The sequence below is a fragment of the Caballeronia sp. AZ7_KS35 genome, from assembly GCF_023631045.1.
In the GTDB taxonomy this organism is placed as follows: Bacteria; Pseudomonadota; Gammaproteobacteria; order Burkholderiales; family Burkholderiaceae; genus Caballeronia; species Caballeronia zhejiangensis.
Window position 1 is genome coordinate 311,217 of the sequence record NZ_JALQDV010000009.1, and the last position, 21,013, is coordinate 332,229.

General features: G+C 64.6%; 22 protein-coding genes. 8 read left to right on the forward strand and 14 right to left on the reverse strand.

All coding sequences use genetic code 11. From position 1 onward, the window contains the following. Positions 1-34 precede the first annotated feature (34 nt). The 7 genes from acpP to NCT05_RS11700 all read right to left on the reverse strand — a co-directional run bounded on the left by acpP (position 35) and on the right by NCT05_RS11700 (position 5,529). Entirely contained in the window at positions 35-274 is a 240-nt protein-coding gene (acpP, locus tag NCT05_RS11670; RefSeq protein WP_004197638.1) for an acyl carrier protein, read from the reverse strand. 250 nt (positions 275-524) lie between these two features. Next, positions 525-1,265 (reverse strand): 3-oxoacyl-ACP reductase FabG, encoded by a 741-nt coding sequence (gene fabG / locus NCT05_RS11675; protein WP_034473531.1) that lies wholly within the window; start codon positions 1,263-1,265, stop codon positions 525-527. An 11-nt stretch (positions 1,266-1,276) separates the two neighbouring features. Next, positions 1,277-2,209 carry an ACP S-malonyltransferase gene (fabD, locus tag NCT05_RS11680; RefSeq protein WP_250502300.1) on the reverse strand — a complete coding sequence of 311 codons (933 nt, stop codon included), beginning with the start codon at positions 2,207-2,209 and terminating at the stop codon, positions 1,277-1,279. A 121-nt stretch (positions 2,210-2,330) separates the two neighbouring features. Beyond that, on the reverse strand, positions 2,331-3,320 hold the full coding sequence (locus tag NCT05_RS11685; protein WP_034473534.1) for a beta-ketoacyl-ACP synthase III: 990 nt from the start codon (positions 3,318-3,320) through the stop codon (positions 2,331-2,333). Further along, the gene (plsX, locus tag NCT05_RS11690) at positions 3,320-4,471 is read right to left on the reverse strand and encodes a phosphate acyltransferase PlsX (RefSeq protein WP_250502301.1); all 1,152 of its coding nucleotides are present in this window, start codon (positions 4,469-4,471) and stop codon (positions 3,320-3,322) included. Before plsX ends, NCT05_RS11685 begins: the two co-directional genes overlap by 1 nt. A gap of 138 nt (positions 4,472-4,609) precedes the next feature. Next, complete coding sequence (gene rpmF / locus NCT05_RS11695) at positions 4,610-4,789, reverse strand: 50S ribosomal protein L32 (protein ID WP_008342254.1); 180 nt, start codon at positions 4,787-4,789, stop codon at positions 4,610-4,612. A 119-nt stretch (positions 4,790-4,908) separates the two neighbouring features. Beyond that, the gene (locus NCT05_RS11700; RefSeq protein ID WP_250440015.1) at positions 4,909-5,529 is read right to left on the reverse strand and encodes a DUF177 domain-containing protein; all 621 of its coding nucleotides are present in this window, start codon (positions 5,527-5,529) and stop codon (positions 4,909-4,911) included. A gap of 322 nt (positions 5,530-5,851) precedes the next feature. Here NCT05_RS11700 and NCT05_RS11705 point away from each other — a divergent pair, with 322 nt between their 5' ends. Beyond that, on the forward strand, positions 5,852-6,469 hold the full coding sequence (locus NCT05_RS11705) for a Maf-like protein (protein ID WP_250502302.1): 618 nt from the start codon (positions 5,852-5,854) through the stop codon (positions 6,467-6,469). Further along, on the forward strand, positions 6,466-7,185 hold the full coding sequence (locus tag NCT05_RS11710; protein WP_034473543.1) for an SAM-dependent methyltransferase: 720 nt from the start codon (positions 6,466-6,468) through the stop codon (positions 7,183-7,185). The genes NCT05_RS11705 and NCT05_RS11710 overlap by 4 nt, the downstream gene beginning before the upstream one ends. Before the next feature lie 3 nt (positions 7,186-7,188). Here NCT05_RS11710 and NCT05_RS11715 read toward each other — a convergent pair whose 3' ends face one another. The 5 genes from NCT05_RS11715 to NCT05_RS11735 are packed head-to-tail and all read right to left on the reverse strand — an operon-like array spanning position 7,189 to position 10,608. After that, on the reverse strand, positions 7,189-8,151 hold the full coding sequence (locus NCT05_RS11715) for a S49 family peptidase (RefSeq protein ID WP_008342262.1): 963 nt from the start codon (positions 8,149-8,151) through the stop codon (positions 7,189-7,191). A gap of 25 nt (positions 8,152-8,176) precedes the next feature. Further along, positions 8,177-8,551 (reverse strand): Rieske (2Fe-2S) protein, encoded by a 375-nt coding sequence (locus tag NCT05_RS11720; RefSeq protein WP_250478766.1) that lies wholly within the window; start codon positions 8,549-8,551, stop codon positions 8,177-8,179. Then, positions 8,548-9,207, reverse strand: a complete 660-nt coding sequence (locus tag NCT05_RS11725) for an HAD-IA family hydrolase (protein ID WP_008342265.1) — start codon at positions 9,205-9,207, stop codon at positions 8,548-8,550. Before NCT05_RS11725 ends, NCT05_RS11720 begins: the two co-directional genes overlap by 4 nt. Continuing rightward, positions 9,208-10,206 carry an RluA family pseudouridine synthase gene (locus tag NCT05_RS11730; protein ID WP_250440017.1) on the reverse strand — a complete coding sequence of 333 codons (999 nt, stop codon included), beginning with the start codon at positions 10,204-10,206 and terminating at the stop codon, positions 9,208-9,210. Positions 10,207-10,251: 45 nt separating this feature from the next. Next, the gene (locus NCT05_RS11735; protein ID WP_144403826.1) at positions 10,252-10,608 is read right to left on the reverse strand and encodes a hypothetical protein; all 357 of its coding nucleotides are present in this window, start codon (positions 10,606-10,608) and stop codon (positions 10,252-10,254) included. A 495-nt stretch (positions 10,609-11,103) separates the two neighbouring features. Between NCT05_RS11735 and NCT05_RS11740 the strand changes: the two genes are divergently transcribed. The 6 genes from NCT05_RS11740 (at position 11,104) to NCT05_RS11765 (ending at position 18,559) form a co-directional block, all read left to right on the forward strand. Next, positions 11,104-14,382: an Rne/Rng family ribonuclease gene (locus NCT05_RS11740; protein ID WP_250502303.1), complete on the forward strand. Its 3,279-nt coding sequence runs from the start codon at positions 11,104-11,106 to the stop codon at positions 14,380-14,382. A 214-nt stretch (positions 14,383-14,596) separates the two neighbouring features. Then, the gene (moaA, locus tag NCT05_RS11745) at positions 14,597-15,703 is read left to right on the forward strand and encodes a GTP 3',8-cyclase MoaA (RefSeq protein WP_250458307.1); all 1,107 of its coding nucleotides are present in this window, start codon (positions 14,597-14,599) and stop codon (positions 15,701-15,703) included. Positions 15,704-15,785: 82 nt separating this feature from the next. Then, positions 15,786-16,340, forward strand: a complete 555-nt coding sequence (gene mobA / locus NCT05_RS11750; RefSeq protein ID WP_235366333.1) for a molybdenum cofactor guanylyltransferase MobA — start codon at positions 15,786-15,788, stop codon at positions 16,338-16,340. Positions 16,341-16,442: 102 nt separating this feature from the next. Further along, entirely contained in the window at positions 16,443-17,747 is a 1,305-nt protein-coding gene (gene moeA / locus NCT05_RS11755; RefSeq protein ID WP_250502304.1) for a molybdopterin molybdotransferase MoeA, read from the forward strand. A gap of 60 nt (positions 17,748-17,807) precedes the next feature. Beyond that, positions 17,808-18,083 (forward strand): hypothetical protein, encoded by a 276-nt coding sequence (locus NCT05_RS11760; protein WP_008342276.1) that lies wholly within the window; start codon positions 17,808-17,810, stop codon positions 18,081-18,083. Between the two features lie 56 nt (positions 18,084-18,139). Further along, entirely contained in the window at positions 18,140-18,559 is a 420-nt protein-coding gene (locus NCT05_RS11765) for a GNAT family N-acetyltransferase (protein WP_051078884.1), read from the forward strand. A 13-nt stretch (positions 18,560-18,572) separates the two neighbouring features. Here the strand turns inward: NCT05_RS11765 and NCT05_RS11770 are convergent, their stop codons facing one another. Together NCT05_RS11770 and NCT05_RS11775 are read right to left on the reverse strand one after the other, a co-directional pair. Then, positions 18,573-20,033, reverse strand: a complete 1,461-nt coding sequence (locus tag NCT05_RS11770; RefSeq protein WP_250440021.1) for a DNA recombination protein RmuC — start codon at positions 20,031-20,033, stop codon at positions 18,573-18,575. Further along, the gene (locus NCT05_RS11775; RefSeq protein WP_008342282.1) at positions 20,030-21,013 is read right to left on the reverse strand and encodes a 2-hydroxyacid dehydrogenase; all 984 of its coding nucleotides are present in this window, start codon (positions 21,011-21,013) and stop codon (positions 20,030-20,032) included. Before NCT05_RS11775 ends, NCT05_RS11770 begins: the two co-directional genes overlap by 4 nt.

Below are 21,013 nucleotides of genomic sequence, written 5' to 3' on the forward strand. Positions count from 1 at the left end.
GCTGATTGACGATGAGTCGCTGGCGCGTCCGGCCTTAGGCCTTGACGTTGGCGCGCGCGTAGTCGATCGCTTGCTGAACCGTGGTGATCTTTTCGGCCTCTTCATCGGGAATTTCCATGCCGAATTCGTCTTCCAGCGCCATGACGAGTTCGACCGTATCGAGCGAGTCAGCGCCCAGATCGTTCACGAACGAAGCTTCGTTCTTGATTTCGGCTTCCGCCACGCCCAGTTGTTCGGCGACGATCTTCTTCACGCGCTGTTCGATGTTGTCCATGCAGCCCTCCGAGGGGAAAAAAGTTCAAAAATACAAGTGCGCGCATTTTATCAGGTTTGGACCCGCAAAATACGACGCGTCAGTTCCATGCTCCACCGTGTCCTGCCCTTCATCAAGAGGGCGGCGGCCGGCATTGCATCGATTCTTCACTGCCGCGCGAAAGCGGTACGCACGATGCTCTTTCGAGCATTTTGCGCGCCCGTTCCGGCGCGGATATTAAGCGAAATTCTGCGAAATGCCTATTAAGGCCTTACATGTACATGCCGCCGTTCACATGCAGCGTCGTGCCGGTGATGTAACCGGCGAACGGCGAGGCCAGGAATGCCACAGCATGCGCGATGTCTTCGGGCGCGCCCAGTCGGCCAAGTGGGATAGACGCGGTGAGCGCGGTGCGCTGCTCTTCCGGCAGAACCTTGGTCATGTCGGTGTCGATGAAACCGGGCGCGATGCAGTTCACGGTGATGCCGCGGCTGCCGATCTCACGCGCGAGCGCGCGCGTCATGCCGGCGACGCCAGCCTTTGCCGCCGCGTAGTTGGCCTGGCCAGGATTGCCCGACGAACCCACCACCGACGTGATGTTGATGATGCGGCCGCCGCGCGCCTTCATCATCGGGCGCAGCACCGCGCGCGAAAGACGGAACACCGCGCGCAGGTTCGTATCGATGACGGCGTCGAACTCGTCGTCCTTCATCCGCATCGCGAGCTGATCCTTCGTGATGCCCGCATTGTTGACGAGCACGTTCAGCCCGCCGAATTCCTTGACGATGCCGTCGATGAATGCATCCGCCGCGGCGGCGTCGTTCACGTTCAGCACCGCGCCACGGCCCTTTCCGCCCGCTTGCTGCAACGCTTCGCTGATGCCCGCAGCACCGCTTTCGCTCGTCGCCGTGCCGATGACCGTCGCGCCCTGCTTCGCGAGTTCGAGCGCGATCGCGCGTCCGATGCCACGCGACGCGCCCGTGACGATTGCTACCTGGTTTTGCAGATTCATGTTGTTCGTCCTTAGCCAGCGATCAGTTTGCGCGTTTCTTCGAGCGATGCCGGATCGAAGATCGAGCCGCCGACGAGATTACCGTCGATACGCTTCGTCAGGCCCGCGAGCACCTTGCCCGGACCGCATTCGATGACGTGCGTGATGCCGTCTTTCGCCATCGCCTGCACGCACTCGACCCAGCGCACCGGACCGGCGGCCTGACGCACCAGCGCGTCCTTGATCGCGGCGGGATCGGAGACGATCGCGACGTCGACGTTATTGATCAGCGGAATCTGCGGCGCCTTCACTTCGACGTTGGCGAGATAGTCGCGCAACTGATCCGATGCGGGCTTGAGCAGCGAAGAGTGGAACGGCGCGGAAACCGGCAGCGGCAGCGCACGCTTCGCGCCCTTCGCCTTCGCCAGCTCGCACGCTTTCTCGACGGCCGCCTTCGAACCGGCGATGACCACCTGCGCCGGCGCATTGAAGTTCACCGCTTCGACGACGCCCGCCGACGAGGCTTCAGCGCACACGGCGCGCACGGTGTCGTCGTCGAGGCCGAGGATCGCGGCCATGCCGCCTTCGCCGACCGGCACCGCGTTCTGCATCGCCTGCGCGCGAAAACGCACGAGCGGCACGGCGTCCGCGAACGCGAGCGCGCCCGCCGCGACGAGCGCGGTGTATTCACCGAGGCTGTGACCAGCGACGAGCGCAGGCTTCAGGCCCGTTTCCTTTTCACACACGCGATAAATCGCATACGCGGCCGTCAGCATGACGGGCTGCGTGTTCGTCGTCAGGTTCAGCTCTTCTGCCGGGCCTTCGGCGATCAGCTTGCCGAGATCCTGGCCGAGCGCGTCGGAAGCCTGCTGCACGGTCTCGCGCACGATCGCGTGATCGGCGAATGCGTTGAGCATGCCGATGGACTGCGAGCCTTGTCCGGGGAAAACGAACGCAAATTTCATATCGTCCTCGTTGATTGGAATGATCCGCGATGTCCTCATGGACCGCGCGCTGGAGGAGCGCGCGGGGTCAGCGATGAAGAGGGATCAGTTACGAATTGGGTAGAGGGATCTGATCGGCGAATCAGTAGCGGATGACCGACGCGCCCCACGTGAAGCCGCCGCCCACGCCTTCGATGAGAATGTTGTCGCCGCGCTTGATGCGGCCGTCGCGCACCGCGACGTCGAGCGCGAGCGGAATCGATGCCGCCGACGTGTTGCCATGCTCGCCGACCGTCACGACCATGCGCTCCGGCGGCAGATGCAGCTTGCGCGCCGTACTTTGCATGATGCGGATGTTGGCCTGATGCGGAATCAGCCAGTCGATGTCTTCAGGCGTGAGCTTCGCCTTGTCGAGCGCTTCGAGCGCGACCTTTTCGAGCACGTTGACCGCGAGCTTGAACACCGCTTGCCCGTCCATGTGCAGGAACGCGCTGCCCTGAACCACGCCGCCGTTCACGTTGCCCGGCGTGCAGAGAATGTCCGAATAGCTGCCGTCCGCGTGCAGCGCGCTCGACAGCACGCCGGGCTCATCGGACGCCTGGAGGATGACCGCGCCCGCGCCGTCGCCGAACAGCACGCACGTGGTGCGATCGTTGAAATCGAGAATGCGCGAGAACGTCTCCGCGCCGACGACGAGCGCCGTGCGGTTCATGCCGCTGCGAATGAAGCTGTCCGCCGTCGCGACGCCGTAGGCGAAACCGGAGCACACCGCCTGCACGTCGAAGGCCGCGCCGTTGTTCTTGATGCCGAGCTTGTTTTGCAACAGGCACGCCGTGCTCGGGAACACGAAGTCAGGCGTGGAAGTCGCGACGATGATCAGATCGATCGATTGCGGATCGATGCCCGCCGCCTCGATCGCCTTCTGCGAAGCGATCAGCGCGAGATCGCTCGTGGTTTGATCCGGTGCTGCGAAATGTCGCGCGTGAATGCCGGTGCGCGCGACGATCCATTCGTCATTGGTCTCGACGCCCTGCTTCGCGAGACGGTCCGCCAAGTCCTGATTCGTGACACGCTCGGACGGCAGATAGCTGCCGGTGCCCAGCACGCGAGAGTAAAGATTGGATTGAGCCATTATGCCTTCGAATGTAGCGCAGTACCGGACTCGCCCGGCGGGTTCGGCTGCGAGTTTGGCTGTGGGTTCAGCTGTGAAGCGGCCTGCTGGATCGATTGATCCGCGGCCGCCGACGCGGGACCCTTCGCGTCCGCCTCGCGCGCGGCGGGAGCGTTTTCTTCCATCGCGCGCACCAGGCGTTCGAGCACGCCATTTTTGACGGCATCATACCCGCGTTTGATGGCCCACTCAAACCCGAAGGCCTCGGCCGAACCGTGACTTTTGATTACAAGCCCGCGCAGGCCGAGCAAGGCCGCGCCGTTATATTGCGCCGGATCGACACGCCTCTTGAAACGCTTCAGCACGGGCAGCGCGACGAGCGCCATCAACTTCGAGGCGAAGTTGCGGCTGAACTCTTCCTTGATCATGTCGGCGAGCATTTTCGCGAGACCTTCGGAGGTCTTCAGCGCGACATTGCCGACGAAGCCGTCGCACACGACGACATCGGTCGTACCTTTATAGATGTCGTTGCCTTCCACGTTGCCGTAGAAGTTGAGCGTGCTCGCGCGCAGCAGCTCGCCCGCGCGCTTGATCGTTTCGTTGCCCTTGATGACTTCTTCGCCGATGTTGAGCAGACCGATCGTGGGCCGTTCGCGCCCTTCGATCGCCGATACGAGCGCGTGGCCCATCTCCGCGAACTGCAGCAGATGCTCGGGTTCGCAATCGACGTTGGCGCCCAGGTCGAGCACCGTGGTGTAGCCCTTCTGGCTCGGCATCGCGAACGCAATGGCAGGCCGCTCGATACCGGCGAGCGTCTTCAGCACATAGCGCGACACCGCCATGAGCGCGCCGGTGTTGCCGGCGGAAATGCAGGTCTGCGCCTCGCCCTCTTTCACGAGATTGAGCGCGACGCGCATCGACGAATCTTTCTTCTTGCGCAGCGCGACTTCGACCGGGTCGTCCATCGCGACGACTTCGCTGGCGGGAACGACGGTCAGACGCGGCTCGTCGGAAGCCTTGTACTTCTTGAGCTGAGCGCGGATGGGCTGCTCGAGACCGACGAGCATCAAGTGCGCGTCGGGGTGCGAGCGCACGAAATTGACGGCAGCGGGAACGGTCACGGCCGGACCGTGGTCGCCTCCCATGCAGTCGATGGTTATCTTTACAGTCATGGAACGCGACGAATTTCGGACACAAAAAAGCGGCAGTGAAATGCCGCCTTCTCGTCGTACCGGGAAAGTGTCAAGAGCGAGTTGCGCCCGCGCGCCCGTGGAATGATTCCGGCGGGCGCATCGAGCGTCGATGAACGCTTAGTCGTTCTTCGTCTTGATGACTTTCTTGCCACGATAGTAGCCGTTCGGGCTCACGTGGTGGCGCATATGCACCTCGCCCGTGCTCGGCTCGACAGCCAGCGGAGCCGTCGGGAGGAAGTCGTGGGAACGGTGCATGCCGCGCTTCGACGGCGACTTCTTGTTTTGCTGAACTGCCATGATTACTCCAGAAAAATTTTGCGAATTCTAACACAGCCCGATCCGCCGACAGCCCTCGGCCGTTCGGCCATCGGGTGCGCACATCGCGCTACCAGTTTGTTGCGTGCTACAAAACCATTTCAGTGCTTCTTGCCGTCGGAGCCGCCCTTGAGCTTCTCCAGCACGGCAAACGGATTCGGCTTTTCGTCCTCATCCGTCACACCGCTTTCATCCGGCTCGTCGTCCGCCGTGCCCGGAAGCAGACTTTCGTGCGTCTCGGGACATACGTTGTGCTTGGGCACGAGCGGCAAGGACAACAACAACTCCTCTTCGATCAAGTCGACGAGATCGAACTGGCGCGAGCCCACGATCACTTCGACTTCATCGTCGTCGAGCGGAAATTCGTCCGCTTCTTCTTCCGTCGCCACGATCCGATATGTCGCATCGACATCGAGATGCTGCGAATACGGCTGAAGGCAGCGCTGGCACGTGAGCCACACCGAACCGTGCACCGCAAGACGCAGATACGGCTGCGGCGCCTCCGTGCCGTCGTCCTGCAATTCCGGCTGGGTCGAGCCCTCGCCTTGCCAGGTGAACACGGTATCGCCGTCTGGCACATCAGCCGGCACTTCGGCTAACATGCGCGGCATCTGCGACACACGCAGCGCGCCGGCCGATTGCCTGCCGCTCTTGGCGAATTCGTAAATGTCGAGCGCGCGCGGATCGGCGGGGCTCACAGGTTTGCCAGGATTCTGAGTCATGTGCGCTCCTGCTTGGCCTTACTTGGGTTAGTGCTACCGGTGAGTGCTCAGTATGCACCGCGACTCGGCTTAAATGCAGCTTCGATGCAGGCCCGACTTGCCCGAATTTGCCCCAATGTGCATCTGGCCGGCATCATGCTGTCTGACCTCGTGCTTTCTGACTCTTCGGCTCGACCGGTTTCATCGATGACAGGAGAGCCTTCGCCCGCGCACGTACCGATGAAAAGCCCAAAATCATATCGGCTTTGTTCTTTCGAGTCAAATACTTAAGGGCTGAATCGCAGCCCGTCGTTTTTACACCCTTTTTTGTCCGGTTCGTCTCATGTCTGAAGCTTCGAAATCGCCGCCACGCCTGATTCTGGCGTCCAGTTCACCTTATCGGCGCGAATTGCTCGAACGCTTGCGCATTCCGTTCGACGTCGTGTCGCCCGATATCGACGAAACGCCGCTCACCAACGAAACGCCCGAAGCGACCGCGGTTCGGCTCTCGATCGCCAAGGCGCGTGCGGCGGCCGGACGGAGCGGCAACGACGCGAACGCCCTCGTGATCGGCTCGGATCAGGTGGCGACCTTCGACGGCAAGCAGATCGGCAAGCCCGGCACGCACGAGAAAGCCTTCGCCCAGCTCCAGGCGATGCGCGGACGCAGCGTCGAATTCCACAGCGCGCTTTGCCTGTTCGACAGCCGCACGGGCGACGCGCAATCCGCCGATATCGTCACGCGCGTGCGGTTTCGTCGCTATTCGGACGCCCAGATCGAGACGTACCTGCGCGCCGAAACGCCGTACGACTGCGCCGGCAGCGCCAAGGCGGAAGGCCTGGGCATCGCGTTGCTCGAAGCGATCGAATCCGACGATCCCACCGCGCTGATCGGCCTGCCGCTGATCGCGCTGACCGGAATGCTCGCGAACGCCGGCCATCCGGTGCCGGAGGCGGCATGAGCGGCGTTCTCTATCTGATTCCGAACACGCTCGGCGAAGGCGACGCCGACGCGCTCGCCCAAGTTTTGCCCGAACCGGTGCGCGCGCAGGCGGCCGCGCTCGCGTACTACATCGGCGAAAACGCCAAAACGACGCGCGCCTTTCTGAAGAAAGTGGGCACCGAACGTCCGATTCAGGAAATCGAGGTGCGCGAGCTGAACGTGAACACGCCGCCAGCGGAAATCGACAAGCTGCTCGCGCCGATCCTCGCCGGCACCGACGCCGGCCTCGTCTCCGAAGCGGGCTGTCCCGCCGTCGCCGATCCCGGTGCGTTGCTCGTGCGGCGCGCGCATCAGCGTGGCGTGAAGGTCGTGCCGTTCGTCGGACCGAGCTCGATCTTGCTCGCGCTGATGGCTTCCGGCATGAACGGCCAGAGCTTCGCGTTCAACGGCTATCTGCCGGTCGATGCCGGCGAACGCGCGAAACGGCTGCGCGAACTGGAGCAACTGTCGCGCAAGGCCAATCAGACGCAGATTTTCATTGAGACGCCCTATCGCAATAAGGCGATGCTCGACGCGCTCATCGCTGGCTGCGCGCCGTCGACGCTCATTTGCGTCGCCGTCGATCTGACGCTGCCGGGCGAAAACATCGTCACGCGCACGGCGGCCGACTGGAAGAAGCAGGCCGCGCCGGACCTGCATAAGCGCCCGGCGATCTTCCTCTTGCTGGCTTCGTAAAACTCAGCGCAACTGGGGCTTGCCGCCGAGCGTGAGCGCGCGCATGGCGGCATCGCCCACGGATGCGCCGAAGCGCCGCACCACACGCTCGCTGATGCTTTCCTTTTGCGTGTAATCGACGATATCCGGCTGCTTGATGACCTCGCGCGCGACATAGCTGGCGTCGCCGAAACCATCGGCGAGACCGAGTTCGACGCTCTTTTCGCCGGTCCAGAACATGCCCGAGAACAGCTCCGGATCATCCTTCAGACGCTTGCCGCGCCCGAGCTTCACGGCATCGATGAACTGCGTGTGAATTTGATCGAGCATTTCCTGCGCGTGCGCGTTCATCGCGGGCGTTTCCGGCGAGAACGGGTCAAACGCGCCCTTGTTCGCGCCCGACGTGTGCATGCGGCGCTGGATGCCGAGCTTGTCCATCAGGCCCGTGAAGCCGAAGCCGTCCATCAGCACGCCGATCGAGCCGACGATGCTCGCGCGGTCGACGTAAATCTTGTCCGCCGCCGCCGCGACGTAATAGCCGCCCGACGCGCACATGTCGTCGACGACCACGTACAGCGGCGTCTTCGGATACTTCGCGCGCAGCCGCCGGATTTCGCCGTTGATGATGCCCGCCTGCACCGGACTGCCGCCCGGACTGTTGATGCGCAGAATCACGCCCGCCGTGTTCTCGTCCTCGAACGCGCTCTGTAGCGCACCGTCGATGTTGTCGGCGCTGGCATCGCTGTTCGCGGAGATCTCGCCCTGCAGATCGATGAGCGCCGTGTGCTTGCCAGCCTTCGCGGCACGATCGCCGGTGAAATCGAACACGCCCCAGGCGATCAGCGCGATCACGCCGAGAAACAGGAAGCGAAAGAAGATGCGCCAGCGACGCGCGGCGCGCTGCTCGCGAATCGCGGCGAGCGCGATGCGTTCGAGCGCTTCGCGCTCCCAGTTGTCGTTATTGCGCGGCGGAATGTTGTCGGACATGCGTCGTGGATATGTAGAGATTGAATCAGGCGGGACGCAGGGCGTCGTCGGGCAGCCAGAAGACCGCCCGCCCTTCCGGCGTGTCGCGCTCTTCGACCGTCACGGCCCGCAGGCGCGCGCCGCGGCAAGGACCGCCGACGCATTTGCCGGTATCGGGCTCGTAGATCGCCCCGTGCGTCGCGCACATCAAGTATAGGCCCGAGCTTTCGAAGAACTGGCCCTCGTTCCAGTCGAGCTCCATCGGCACGTGCGCGCACCGGTTCAGATAACCGAACGCTTCGCCGCCGTATCGGACGAAGAACACGACCGCGTCGCCGCTCGCTTCGGTCGCGTTGACGCGCACGCCCGCGCCGCCATCGACGAGTTCGTCGGACGCGCATACCCGCACCGGTTCGCTCATGCGTGCTCCCGCAGCCAGCCGGCGAGCGACGCGACGCTGTCGGCGCAGTACTGCGGCTTGAGCGCCGCGAGAGAATCGGCCGGATGCGCGCCATAACCGACGCCGACGCCCGCCGCGCCCGCGTTGATCGCCATCTGCAGATCGTGCGTCGTGTCGCCGATCATCACCGTGCGCCCGAGATCCTGCCCGAGCTCGCGCGTGAGTTCCTGCAACATTGCGGGATGCGGCTTCGAGAACGTTTCGTCCGCGCAGCGCGTGCTGTCGAAGAGGCTCGTGAGCCGCGATTCGTCGAGCGCGCGATTCAGCCCGACGCGGCTCTTGCCCGTCGCGACCGCGAGAAAATAGCCGAGATCGCGCAATTCCTGCAGCAGTTCACGCACGCCGCCGAAGAGTTCGGTTTTCTGGCCCATCGTCAGGAAATGGAAGCGGTAACGTTCGGCCAGGCGCGGATAGTCGGACGGATCGAGCGTCGGCGCGCATATCTGCAGCGCGTCCTTCAGGCCGAGGCCGATCACATAGCTCGCGGATTCATCGGCGGGAACCGGCAGCCCGAGGTCGCGGCACGCGGCCTGAATGCTGCGCGTGATGTGGACGGTCGAATCCATCAGCGTGCCGTCCCAGTCGAAAACGATCAGATCGAATTGCTGCCGCGCCATTTACTCGGTCTCCCGGTTTTTCAGTTGGTCGATGAACCGTTTGCACTCGACGGGCAGCGGCGCTTCGAATTGCAGCGGCTCGCCCGTCGCCGGGTGCGTGATTTTCAGTCGATACGCGTGCAAAAACATGCGTTTCAGCGACGGCTTCGCGCTCGGGCGGGCCAATTCCTTGTTCAGCGCGAAATCGCCGTATTTGGCGTCGCCCGCGATCGGCAGGCCGATGCTCGCCATGTGCACGCGAATCTGGTGCGTGCGGCCGGTTTTCAGCTCTGCCTCGACCCACGCGTAGTCGCGCCAGCGCTCGATCAGATTGAAGACCGTATGCGACGGCAGCCCGTTCTCCTGGATTCGCACGCGCCGCTCGCCATCCGCTGCGACATATTTATGCAACGGCGCCTTGACGATGCGCCGGCGGCCCCAGTCGCTCTGCCAGTCGCCGTGACCGCACGCGTAATAGCGCTTGTCGACCCGATTTTCGCGAATCTGCTCGTGCAGCCCGACGAGCGCCTGGCGCTTCTTGGCGAGCATGAGCACGCCCGACGTCTCGCGATCCAGCCGATGCACCAGTTCGAGAAATTTTGCGTGCGGCCGCGCATTGCGCAACTGCTCGATGACGCCGAACGCGACGCCGCTGCCGCCATGCACCGCGACGCCGGACGGTTTATCGATGACGATCAGATGGTCGTCCTCGAAGAGAATCGGGAATTCGGCGGCGGGCGCGTTCGACGACACCGGCGCCGCGTCCTGCTGCGCGATGCGGATCGGCGGCACGCGCACGAGATCGCCCAACTCGAGCCGGTAAGCCGCGTCGATGCGTCCCTTGTTCACGCGCACTTCGCCACTTCGGAGGATGCGGTAAATATGGCTCTTCGGGACGCCCTTGCAGACGCGCAGCAAAAAATTGTCGATCCGCTGACCGGCGGCCGTTTCGTCGACTTCGATCATCGACACTTGTTCGCTTGCGACCTGTTTATGGGATGTTTTGCCTAACTCATTCATTCTGAATATAATTTGCGAGCAGCCTGAAAAGGTCGACGCTTAGGATCAAGCAGCGGCCGAATTATTCAGACTGTATCGGTGCAAGCGATAAACCATCATTTTACTTGCGCCCAAGGTCGGTTGCTCACCCGGAAAATCGAGAGCGACGAGTTGCACGCACGGCGATATCACCGGCAAGGACGGAGCCCACAGGCGCGTTCGGTCGAGTCGATCGCCGACGGTAACGGATTTTTGGTCAAAAAGAATTTTATCGGCGAGAAGCGACGGCGCCCGGCAAAACCGGATGCCAGCCCGGATCGACCCTGCCGTCGAGCGGGAGAAAAAGGCAAATCGACGCTCGCCGATTTTGCGAACAACTGACGGCGAAATCGCTGCTGCGCTGATTTCTGCGAAGCGCGACAACGCCGCAAACGAGGCGAGACATGCGGCCGCGAGCCGACGGGAGCCGACAGAAACAAGTCGGGCCCGCGGCCGCGCCGGCGCGGCAAGGCAGCAAAGAGGATCGGTTACGAAGCATCGCGCCGGTTTGCGCGAGACCGCTCTTCCTCGCGGCCGCCGTTGGGAGGAATCAGGCTCTTTGCAAGAGCGCAGGCCGGTTCGGCGCGTCCATTTTGAGACGCGGAGCCGCAGCGCCGCCGTTCATCCTCGCCACGAGCCGAGCGATCTGTCGTACGTCTCGCAGTTGCTTCGCAATGCGCCCCACGGCGCGGCTGTCCGATGCGGAAGCCGCGGCCTGCTTTCGGCAATTCTCCCGCCAGAAGTCCCGCTCCAGCGTGCTTTGTGACAACACACAAAAAAGCGTGGCACGCCCACCTTCCCGCTTCGCGCGCGTGATGTATCAGTCACCGACGCCGATTCGCACGACGAGGGAGGACGGAGCCATTCTGGAGCCGTTTCATGAAACGAATGCTGTTTAACGCGACGCAGCAAGAGGAATTGCGCGTCGCCATCGTCGATGGGCAGAAGCTCATCGATATCGACATCGAAACCGCCGGGCGCGAACAGCGCAAAGGCAACATCTACAAGGGAGTCGTCACCCGCATCGAGCCGTCGCTCGAAGCCTGCTTCGTCAACTACGGTGAAGACCGCCACGGCTTCCTGCCGTTCAAGGAAGTCGCCCGCCAGTATTTCCGCGATGGCGTCGAGATGCGCTCCGCGCGCATTCAGGACGCGCTGCGCGAAGGCCAGGAACTCATCGTCCAGGTCGAGAAGGAAGAGCGCGGCAACAAGGGCGCGGCGCTGACCACGTTCATCTCGCTGGCCGGACGTTACCTCGTCCTGATGCCGAACAACCCGCGCGGCGGCGGCGTGTCGCGCCGCATCGAAGGCGACGAACGGCAGGAACTGCGCGAAACCATGGCGCAGCTCGAACTGCCGGAAGGCATGAGCATCATCGCGCGCACGGCGGGTATCGGCCGTTCGGCGGAAGAGCTCCAGTGGGACCTGAACTACCTGATGCAACTGTGGCGCGCGATCGAAGCCGCGTCGCAGAGCGGCGTCGCCGGCCAGCCGATGCTCATTTATCTCGAATCGAGCCTCGTCATCCGCGCGATTCGCGACTACTTCCAGCCGGATATCGGCGAAATTCTCATCGACACGACCGAAATCCATGACCAGGCGCGCGCCTTCATGGATATCGTGATGCCCGACAACCTCTCGAAGGTGAAGCGCTATCACGACGACGTGCCGCTCTTCTCGCGCTTCCAGATCGAGCATCAGATCGAAACCGCGTACTCGCGCACGGTGCCGCTGCCGTCGGGCGGCGCGATCGTGATCGATCACACCGAGGCGCTCGTCGCCATCGACGTGAACTCGGCGCGCGCGACCAAGGGCGCGGACATCGAGGAAACCGCGACGCGCACCAATCTCGAAGCCGCCGACGAAGTCGCGCGTCAGCTTCGTCTGCGCGATCTGGGCGGGCTGATCGTGATCGATTTCATCGACATGGAATCGGCCAAGAGCCAGCGCGAAGTCGAGCAGCGCCTGAAAGATGCGTTGAAGCACGACCGCGCCCGCGTACAAATGGGCAAGATTTCGCGCTTCGGCCTGATGGAACTGTCGCGTCAGCGCCTGCGTCCGGCGCTGTCGGAAGGCAGCCACGTGACGTGCCCGCGCTGCAACGGCACGGGTCACATCCGCGATACCGAATCGTCCGCGCTGCAAGTGCTGCGGATCATCCAGGAAGAAGCGATGAAGGAAAACACCGCGGCGATCCATTGCCAGGTGCCGGTCGAGGTGACCGCCTTCCTGCTCAACGAAAAGCGCTCGGAAATCAACAAGATCGAGTCGCGCTTCAAGGTCAATGTCGTCCTGATTCCGAACAAGCATCTCGAAACGCCGCACTACAAGCTGGAGCGTCTGCGTCACGACGATGCGCGTCTCGACGATCCGCGCGCGTCGTGGAAGATGGCCGTCGAAGCGGCGAGCGAGCTCGAATCGGAGACCGGCTACAGCAAGCGCACCGAAGAGGTGAAGCCGAAGCAGGAGGCCGCCGTGAAGGGCATCACGCCCGAGAAGCCCGCGCCGAGCGCGCCGGTGAAGCCCGCGCCCGTCGAGGCCGCGCCCGCGCCGACGCCCGTTCCGGCGAGCGGCGGATTCATCGCGTGGATCAAGAATCTGTTCGGCATTCAGCCTGCGCCGCAACCCGCGCCGGCTCCGGTCGAAGCGCAACCGGCCACGCGCGCGCCGCGCGAACGCGGTGAACGCACCGGCGGCGGCGATCGCAACCGCAATCGACGTAGCGGTGGCGCCGCGCGCGAAGGCGCTGCGGCAGGCACGGCGGCGGGCGCCAACGGCGCGGCGCGCCAGGGCGGCCGTCGTGAGGATCGCGAGGCGCGTGGCGGACGCGAAGGTCGTGAACTGCGCGAAGTCCGCGAGCCGCGTGAGGCTCGTGAACCGCGCGAGGCACGCGAAGCACGCGAGCCGCGCGAGGCACGCGAGGCACGCGAACCGCGTGAAGCGCGCGACCGCAACGCGGAACGCGCAGCGCGTCCGGAAGCAACCGAACGTCCGGAACGCCGCGAGCGTCCGGATCGTGGCGAACGCGCCGAGCGTGGCGACCGCGCTGAACGAACCGAGCGCGCGGAACGCGGCGAGCGTCGCAAGCCGCAACCGGAAGCCGCCGTCGAGGCGCTGACGCAAGGCGAAACGGTGCCGTCGGAAATCGTCGAAGCGGCGCAAGCCAATGCGGACGCGCAAGTGGCCGGCATCGATGCGGCATCCGACGCGGCGGCCGCACGTGACGGCGAAGAGCGTCGTCGCCGTCGCCGTGGGCGTCGTGGCGGTCGTCGCGAGCGCGAAGAAGACGGCATGACGGTGAATCACGCGGCGGACGTCGCCGAAGCAGAAGGCGCAGCAGAGAGCACTTCGGCGCAAGCCGGCGTGTTTGATGCGGAAGCCGCGCAGGAAGCGGCTGCACGTCGCGAACCCCGCCCGGCCGCGCCGCAACCGGTGGAAGCGTCGGTGCAGCAACCGGCCGCTCAGCCGCTCGAAGCGAAGCCGCAAGAGCAAGCGCCCGCCGCTGCGGAGGAAGCGCCGGTCGCCAAGACTGTTGAGGCCGAGCCTTTCGAACTGAAGGCGCAAACGCCCGAACCGACGAACTTCGATCTCTTCGCCAAGCCCGCTCCGGCACCGGAGGTCGAGAATCCGTTCGGTCCGGAGCCGAAGGTCGCCGAGACGAAATTGGCCGATCCGTTCGCACCCGCGTCCGCGCCGGTCGCATCCGAAGAGCCGAAGCCCGTGGAAACGGCGCCGACGCCCGTCGAGCCGGTCGCGGCCGAGCCTGCCGAAGTCGCCGAGCCGGTGAAGACCGCCGCTGTCGCATCGACGCCCGAAGCGACGGCCGTCGAGCCAGTGAAGCCGGTCGAGATCGCGCAAGCGCAGACGCAAGCGCCGGTCTTCGCGCCGGAGCCTGTCGCAGTCGTCGACGAGCCGGTGAAAGTCGCTGCGCCCGCCGCGCCTGCAACGTCGACGCCGATCGCCGTCGACACCCTTCAGCCGATGCTGGAGCGTGCGGGCCTCGTCTGGGTGAACACCGACGAAGGCAAGCTGCGCGAAGCCAATGCCGCCGCCGCACGCGAGCCGGCTGCGGTGCGCGTGCCGCGCGAACGCAAGGCACTTCCGCCGGCCGACACCGCGCCCATGCAGCAAGTGGAAACCAGCAAGCAGGCCCACTAAGCGCGCGCGTCCCGTTCACTCCGGTGAACGGGCAAAAGCCAGAAACGCCATCGATCCCCGATCGATGGCGTTTTTTTGCGTCGTAAAACGGCTGAACCGAGGGAAAACCGCGACTCCGTGGCAGTGCGTCCCGATGTCCCGCTTCCGTTAGAATGGAACGATCCAACCATTATTCGAACAAGGCCGAAGCGGCCGAGCCGAGCCCCGAGTCATCATGCCCCGACGCATCATTCCTCTCGCCGATGTCAGCGCGATCCCGGATTTCTCCGGCGCCGCGACATCGCCGTCCGGGCTGCTCACGGACACGCTCGCGCGCCCATTGCGGGATTTGCGCATTTCCGTGACAGATCGCTGCAACTTTCGCTGCGTGTACTGCATGCCACGCGAAGTGTTCGATAAGGATTACCAGTTTCTCCCGCACGCCGCCCTGCTCTCGTTCGAGGAAATCGAGCGCCTCGCGCGCGTATTCGTTGCGCATGGCGTGGAAAAGATTCGCCTTACGGGCGGCGAGCCGCTTCTGCGCAAGAACATCGAATTCCTGATCGAGCGGCTCGCGCTGTTGCGCACGCCCGAAGGCCGCCCGCTCGATCTGACGCTCACGACGAACGGCTCGCTCCTCGCGCGCAAGGCGAAGTCGCTGAAGGACGCGGGTTTGTCGCGCGTCACCGTGAGCCTCGATGCGCTCGACGACGCCCTCTTTCGCCGCATGAACGATGCCGATTTCGCGGTCGCCGACGTGCTGAACGGCATCGAGACGGCGCAAGCCGCCGGGCTCGCTCCGATCAAGGTGAACATGGTCGTGAAGCGCGGCACGAACGATCAGGAAATCGTCCCGATGGCGCGCCATTTCAAAGGCAGCGGCGCGGTTCTGCGTTTCATCGAATATATGGATGTCGGCGCGTCGAACGGCTGGAACATGAGCGAAGTGCTGCCTTCGGCGCAAGTGGTCGAACGCATCGACGCGCACTTTCCGCTGGAACCGCTCGAAGCCCACACGGCCGCGGAAACGGCGCAGCGCTGGGGCTATCGCGACGGCAGCGGTGAAATCGGCGTGATTTCGAGCGTCACACGCGCGTTTTGCGACTCGTGCACGCGTGCCCGGCTCTCGACGGAAGGCAAGCTGTATCTGTGTCTCTTCGCGGTTTCCGGCCACGACCTGCGCGGACTGATCCGCAGCGGCGCGGGCGACGACGAAGTCGCCACAGCCATCGCGCGAATCTGGGAGGCGCGCGGCGACCGGTATTCGCAATTGCGCGGCAGCGCATCGGCGCCATCTCGCGACGATGCACGTCGCGTCGAGATGTCGTACATCGGCGGCTGAGCGCGGCGGATCGTTCGTGCTGAGCGCTCATTCATCGTCCAGCGTCACGGCGCTCGTGCTCGCGGGCGGACGCGGCTCGCGCATGGGCGGCATCGACAAGGGCATGCAGCCGTTTCGCGGTGAGCCGCTCGCGTTGCACGTGATGCGGCGCATCGCGCCTCAGGCGGGCGCGCTTCTGATCAGCGCAAATCGTTCCATCGAAGACTACGCGCGCCTCGGCGCGGCATTCGGCGCGCGCGTTGTCGCGGACGCGCGCGCGGATTTCCCCGGGCCGCTCGCCGGCATCGCCGCTGCGTTGCGCGTTGCGAGCACCGAATTCGTTCTGACCGCGCCTTGCGACGCCCCTTTCGTCGACGAACACATCGGCGCCGCGTTGATGCAAGCACTCGACGCGCACGGCGGCGACGTTGCATACGCAGCAACAATCGACGCGTCGGGCGAAGTCATGGCCCACCCCGTTTTCGCGTTGCTGCGTACATCGCTCGCCGACGACCTGGACGCCTGGCTGGACGCGGGCGAGCGCAAGGTGCGCGCGTGGTACGCGCGCCACAAGGCGGTGGAAGTCCAATTTCACGACGAACGCGCGTTTTACAATATCAACGATTTACAGCAGCTCGCCGATCTGGAACGCCGCTGACTCGTTCAACCGGCTGCCCGCTCACATCGCCATTGCGGGCGCTCAACCACCGCGCGGCCACGTGCTGCTTCGCCGGATTCCGGCCGCGATCCACGCCGATTCATGACCACGTCCAAGGATTTTTCCGCCTGCGTCGCCCACTACGATCCGAATGCGCTGCCCGTTGAAGCCGCGCAGGAAATCGTGCGCCAGTGGGCCATGCCGGGCATGCGGGACGCGCAGATCGAGCGCGTGAGCCTGTTCGACGCGCTCGGCCGCGTGCTCGCCGAGGATGTGATCTCGCCCATCGACGTTCCCGCTTACGACAATTCCGCGATGGACGGCTACGCGTTCGCCGGCGATGTGCTCTCGCGCGGTGGCGAGACGGTCGGCTTGTCCGTCGCGGGCACGGCGCTCGCCGGGCGGCCGTTCGAAGGCGCGCCGGGCGCGGATCAATGCGTGCGGATCATGACGGGCGCGCTCATCCCGCCCGGCTGCGACACGGTCGTGCCGCAGGAGTTCGTCACGCGCGAAGGCGACGCGATCCGCTTTTCGCCGGCGACGATCCGTGCCGGCCAGAATCGCCGCCTCCCCGGCGAGGATCTCGCGAAAGGCAAGCCGGCGCTGCTCGCGGGTCGCGTCGTGCGGGCATCGGATCTCGGTTTGCTCGCGTCGCTCGGTATCGGCGAAGTGTCGGTTCGCAGGCGGCTCACCGTCGCCTTCTTTTCGACGGGCGACGAATTGCGTTCGGTCGGCGAAACGCTGAACCCTGGCAGCCTTTACGACAGTAATCGCTACACGCTCTTCGCAATGCTCAAGCGGCTCGGCGTCGAAACCGTCGATCTGGGTATCGTGCGCGACGATCGCGCCTCGCTCGAAAAGGCGCTGCGTCATGCGACCGAAAGCGCCGATGTCGTCATCAGTTCGGGCGGCGTGTCGGTTGGCGATGCGGACTTCACGCGCGCGCTGATGAATTCGCTCGGCGACGTCGCCTTCTGGAAGATCGCGATGCGCCCCGGCCGCCCGCTGGCATTCGGCCGGCTGTGGTCGGGCGAGCGCCCGGGCACGGGCGAGTCGGCGCTCTTCTTCGGGTTGCCGGGGAACCCGGTCGCCGTAATGGCGACGTTCTACTTCATCGTGCGCGAGGCGCTTCTGGCGATGTCGGGCGCGATGCGCCAGCCGCTCACCGTCATCCGCGCGCGCGCCGCCGAGCCGATGAAAAAGCGCGCGGGCCGCACCGAGTTCCAGCGCGGAATCGCGACGCGCGACGACGACGGGCGCTTTCGCGTCGTCACCACCGGTCCGCAGGGTTCCGGCGTGCTGAGTTCGATGAGCGAAGCGAACTGCTTCATCGTGCTCGAGCACGCGCGCGGCGACGTCGAAGCGGGCGACGAAGTCGAAATCGTGCCGTTCGACGGCCTGATCTGATCCGGCGCCGCCGCCAGCCGGTACAAACATTCCTACATCGATAGACGGGGCTTTCCTTCCATGAAAAAGCAGATTTCATTCATCGCACCGGGACAGACCGCCAAGGCGCTGATCCTCGTGTACCTGACTTTCAGCGTGCCCATTGTGCTGCTCGGCGTCGTGGTCGCGTTCGTGCGATACGGCTCGGTGGAAGTGAGCACCGTCACGAGCGCGCTGCTCCTGAACGCGATTCTCGGTTTCATCCTGCTGTGGATCGCGTGCCACGCGTACAACTGGGTGGCCTCGCGTTTCGGCGGCATCGAGATCGTGCTCTCCGACGCGCCGGAGGAAGCGTGAGCGCCCCGATCATCCGCGCGGCCTCGCCCGCCGACGTCGCCGCGATCTTCGGCCTGATGTACGAGCTGGCCGAGTTCGAGAAGCTCACGCATCTGTTCATCGCGACGGAGCAAGGCGTGCATGACGCGCTCTTCGGCGCACGACCGGCCGCTGAAGCGCTCGTCGCGGAAGTCGAAGGCGAAATCGTCAGCTATGCGCTCTTCTTCCAGAACTTCTCGACCTTCCTCGGCAAGCGCGGCCTGTATCTCGAAGACCTCTACGTGCGTCCTTCGATGCGCGGCAGCGGCCTCGGGACGCTGATGCTGAAAAAGCTCGCCGCGCTCGCGGTCGAGCGCCAGTGCGGCCGCTTCGAATGGTCGGTGCTGGACTGGAATCAGAACGCCATCGATTTCTACGAAAAGATGGGCGCGACCGTGCTGCCCGACTGGCGCATCGTGCGCGTGACGGGCGAGCCGCTCGAACGCCTCGCGTCCTGAATCGCGTCCTGCATCACGGCTCGTCGTCGCCTTCGGGCGATGACGGATCGCCGAACGCCTCGCCCAACAACCCCGCCGCCTGTTCGCCGGGCAACGCCTCGACATCCCGAAGGCGCTTGCCCATCTGCCGCGTGCGCGTCTGCGCCGCTTCGATCGAGCGCGTCACCGTTTCGAGCTGCGACTTTGTTCGCGCCAGCACTTCGCCGAACTTGCCGAACTCGGTCTTCACCGCGCCGAGCACCTGCCACACTTCGCTGGAACGCTTCTCGATGGCCAGCGTGCGGAAGCCCATCTGCAGGCTGTTGAGGAGCGCGGTCAGCGTCGTGGGTCCCGCGACGGTCACGCGAAACTCGCGCTGCAACGAATCGCTCAGGCCAGGACGGCGCAAGACTTCCGCGTAGAGACCTTCGGTCGGCAGGAAGAGCAATGCGAAGTCCGTCGTGTGCGGCGGCGCAACGTACTTCTGCGCGATCGATTTCGCCTCCGCGCGCAAGCGCCCTTCCAGCGCGCGCGACGCGTCCTCGACACCGGCCGGGTCCGCGCGTTCCTGCGCATCGATCAGACGCTCGTAGTCCTCGCGCGGAAATTTCGCGTCGATGGGCAGCCACACGGGCGTAGCCACGTCGCCCGGCGCACCCGGCGCGTCGTGCCGGCCAGGCAGCCTGATCGCGAACTCGACGCGTTCGTTGCTCTTCGGAACCGTCGCGACGTTCTTCGCGTACTGATCGGGCGTGAGCAACTGTTCCAGCAGCGCTTCGAGCTGCACTTCGCCCCAGATGCCGCGCGTCTTGACGTTGGTCAGCACCTTCTTCAGATCGCCGACACCCGCCGCGAGCGTCTGCATCTCGCCGAGTCCCCGATGCACCTGCTCCAGCCTGTCGGAGACGAGCTTGAACGACTCGCCGAGCCGTTGCTCCAGCGTCGCGTGCAACTTTTCGTCGACGGTGCGGCGCATCTCGTCGAGCTTCGTCGCGTTGTTCGCCTCGATGTCCTTCAGGCGCGCTTCGAGCGTCGCGCGCACTTCGCCGAGCCGCCGCTCGTTCGCTTCGGAAAGCTGCGCGAGATGCAGCGACATGGAATCGGCGAAGCGCTTCAACGCGTTGCCCTGATCCTCGCGCGCCTGCTGGCTTTGCTGTGCGAGCTGCTGCGCAAGCGCGTCGAATTGCGCGTTCTGCACGTTCGACGTGCTCGCCAGTTGCGTCGAAAGCGTCTGATGGAATTGCGCGAAGCCGCTTTGCGATTCCATGCGCGAGACGCGCGCGCTCTCCGCGATATCGCCACGCAAGCCGCGTTCGAGCCGTTCCTGCGCGCGCGCGTGTGCCTCGCCCATGTCGTTGACGCGATCGGTGAGCGCTTCGAACTCGTCGAAGATGACCGCGTTCGAATTGCGCCGCATCGTCATGACGAGCGCGACGAGCGAGACCACCAGCGCGATCGCCAGCACGGCGATCGCGCCAACCAGCAGTTCCATCATTTCTTCAGTACGTCCGGATTGATCGGGTTCGGCGGATTGCCTGCGCGCGGCCCTTCGCCCAGCGCGGCGATGAGATTGTCGGCCGCGAGATTGGCCATCGCGCGGCGCGTGCCTTCGGTCGCGCTCGCGATATGCGGCGTCAGCACGACGTTGTCGAGCAGCAGGAAATCCGGGTTGAAATTCGGCTCGCCCTCGAACACGTCGATGCCCGCCGCCGCGATGCGCTTGTCGCGCAACGCCGCGATCAACGCCGCGTCGTCGACGATGCCGCCGCGCGCGATATTCGTCAGCGTCGCCGTCGGCTTCATCAGCGCGAGTTCGGCCGCGCCGATCGTATGATGGCTTTCCTTCGAGTAAGGCACGACGAGCACGACATGATCCGCGCGCTTGAGCAGATCTTCCTTGGACGCGTACTCGGCATTCAGCTCGCGCTCGATTTCCGGCGCGACGCGCGAACGGTTGTGATACATCACGCGCATGTTGAAGCCGGCCGCGCGCCGCGCCAGCGCCTGCCCGATGCGCCCCATGCCGATCACGCCGAGCGTCGAGCCGTAGACATCGGTGCCGAGGAACGAGTCGAACGACCACTTCTGCCACTTGCCCGCGCGCAGAAAGTGCTCGGATTCGGTGACGCGACGCGCCGCCGCCATCATCAGCGCCCAGCCGAAATCGGCCGTGGTTTCGTTCAGCACGTTGGGCGTGTTGGTGCCGAGCACCTTGTGCGCGTCGAACGCCTGCATGTCGAAGTTGTTGTAGCCGACCGCCATGTTCGCAACGACCTTCAGATTCGGCGCACCCGAAAGCTCTTTCTCGCCGACCATCTCGCCCGCCGTGAACGCGCCGTCCTTGTCGGCGAGACGCCGCGCGAACTCTTCCTGCGGGAGCACGTCGCCGAGATTCACATCGACATCGAAATGCTGCTTCAGTCGCTCGATCACGTCGGGAAAAGTGGGACGCGCTACCAGCACTTTCTTCTTCAT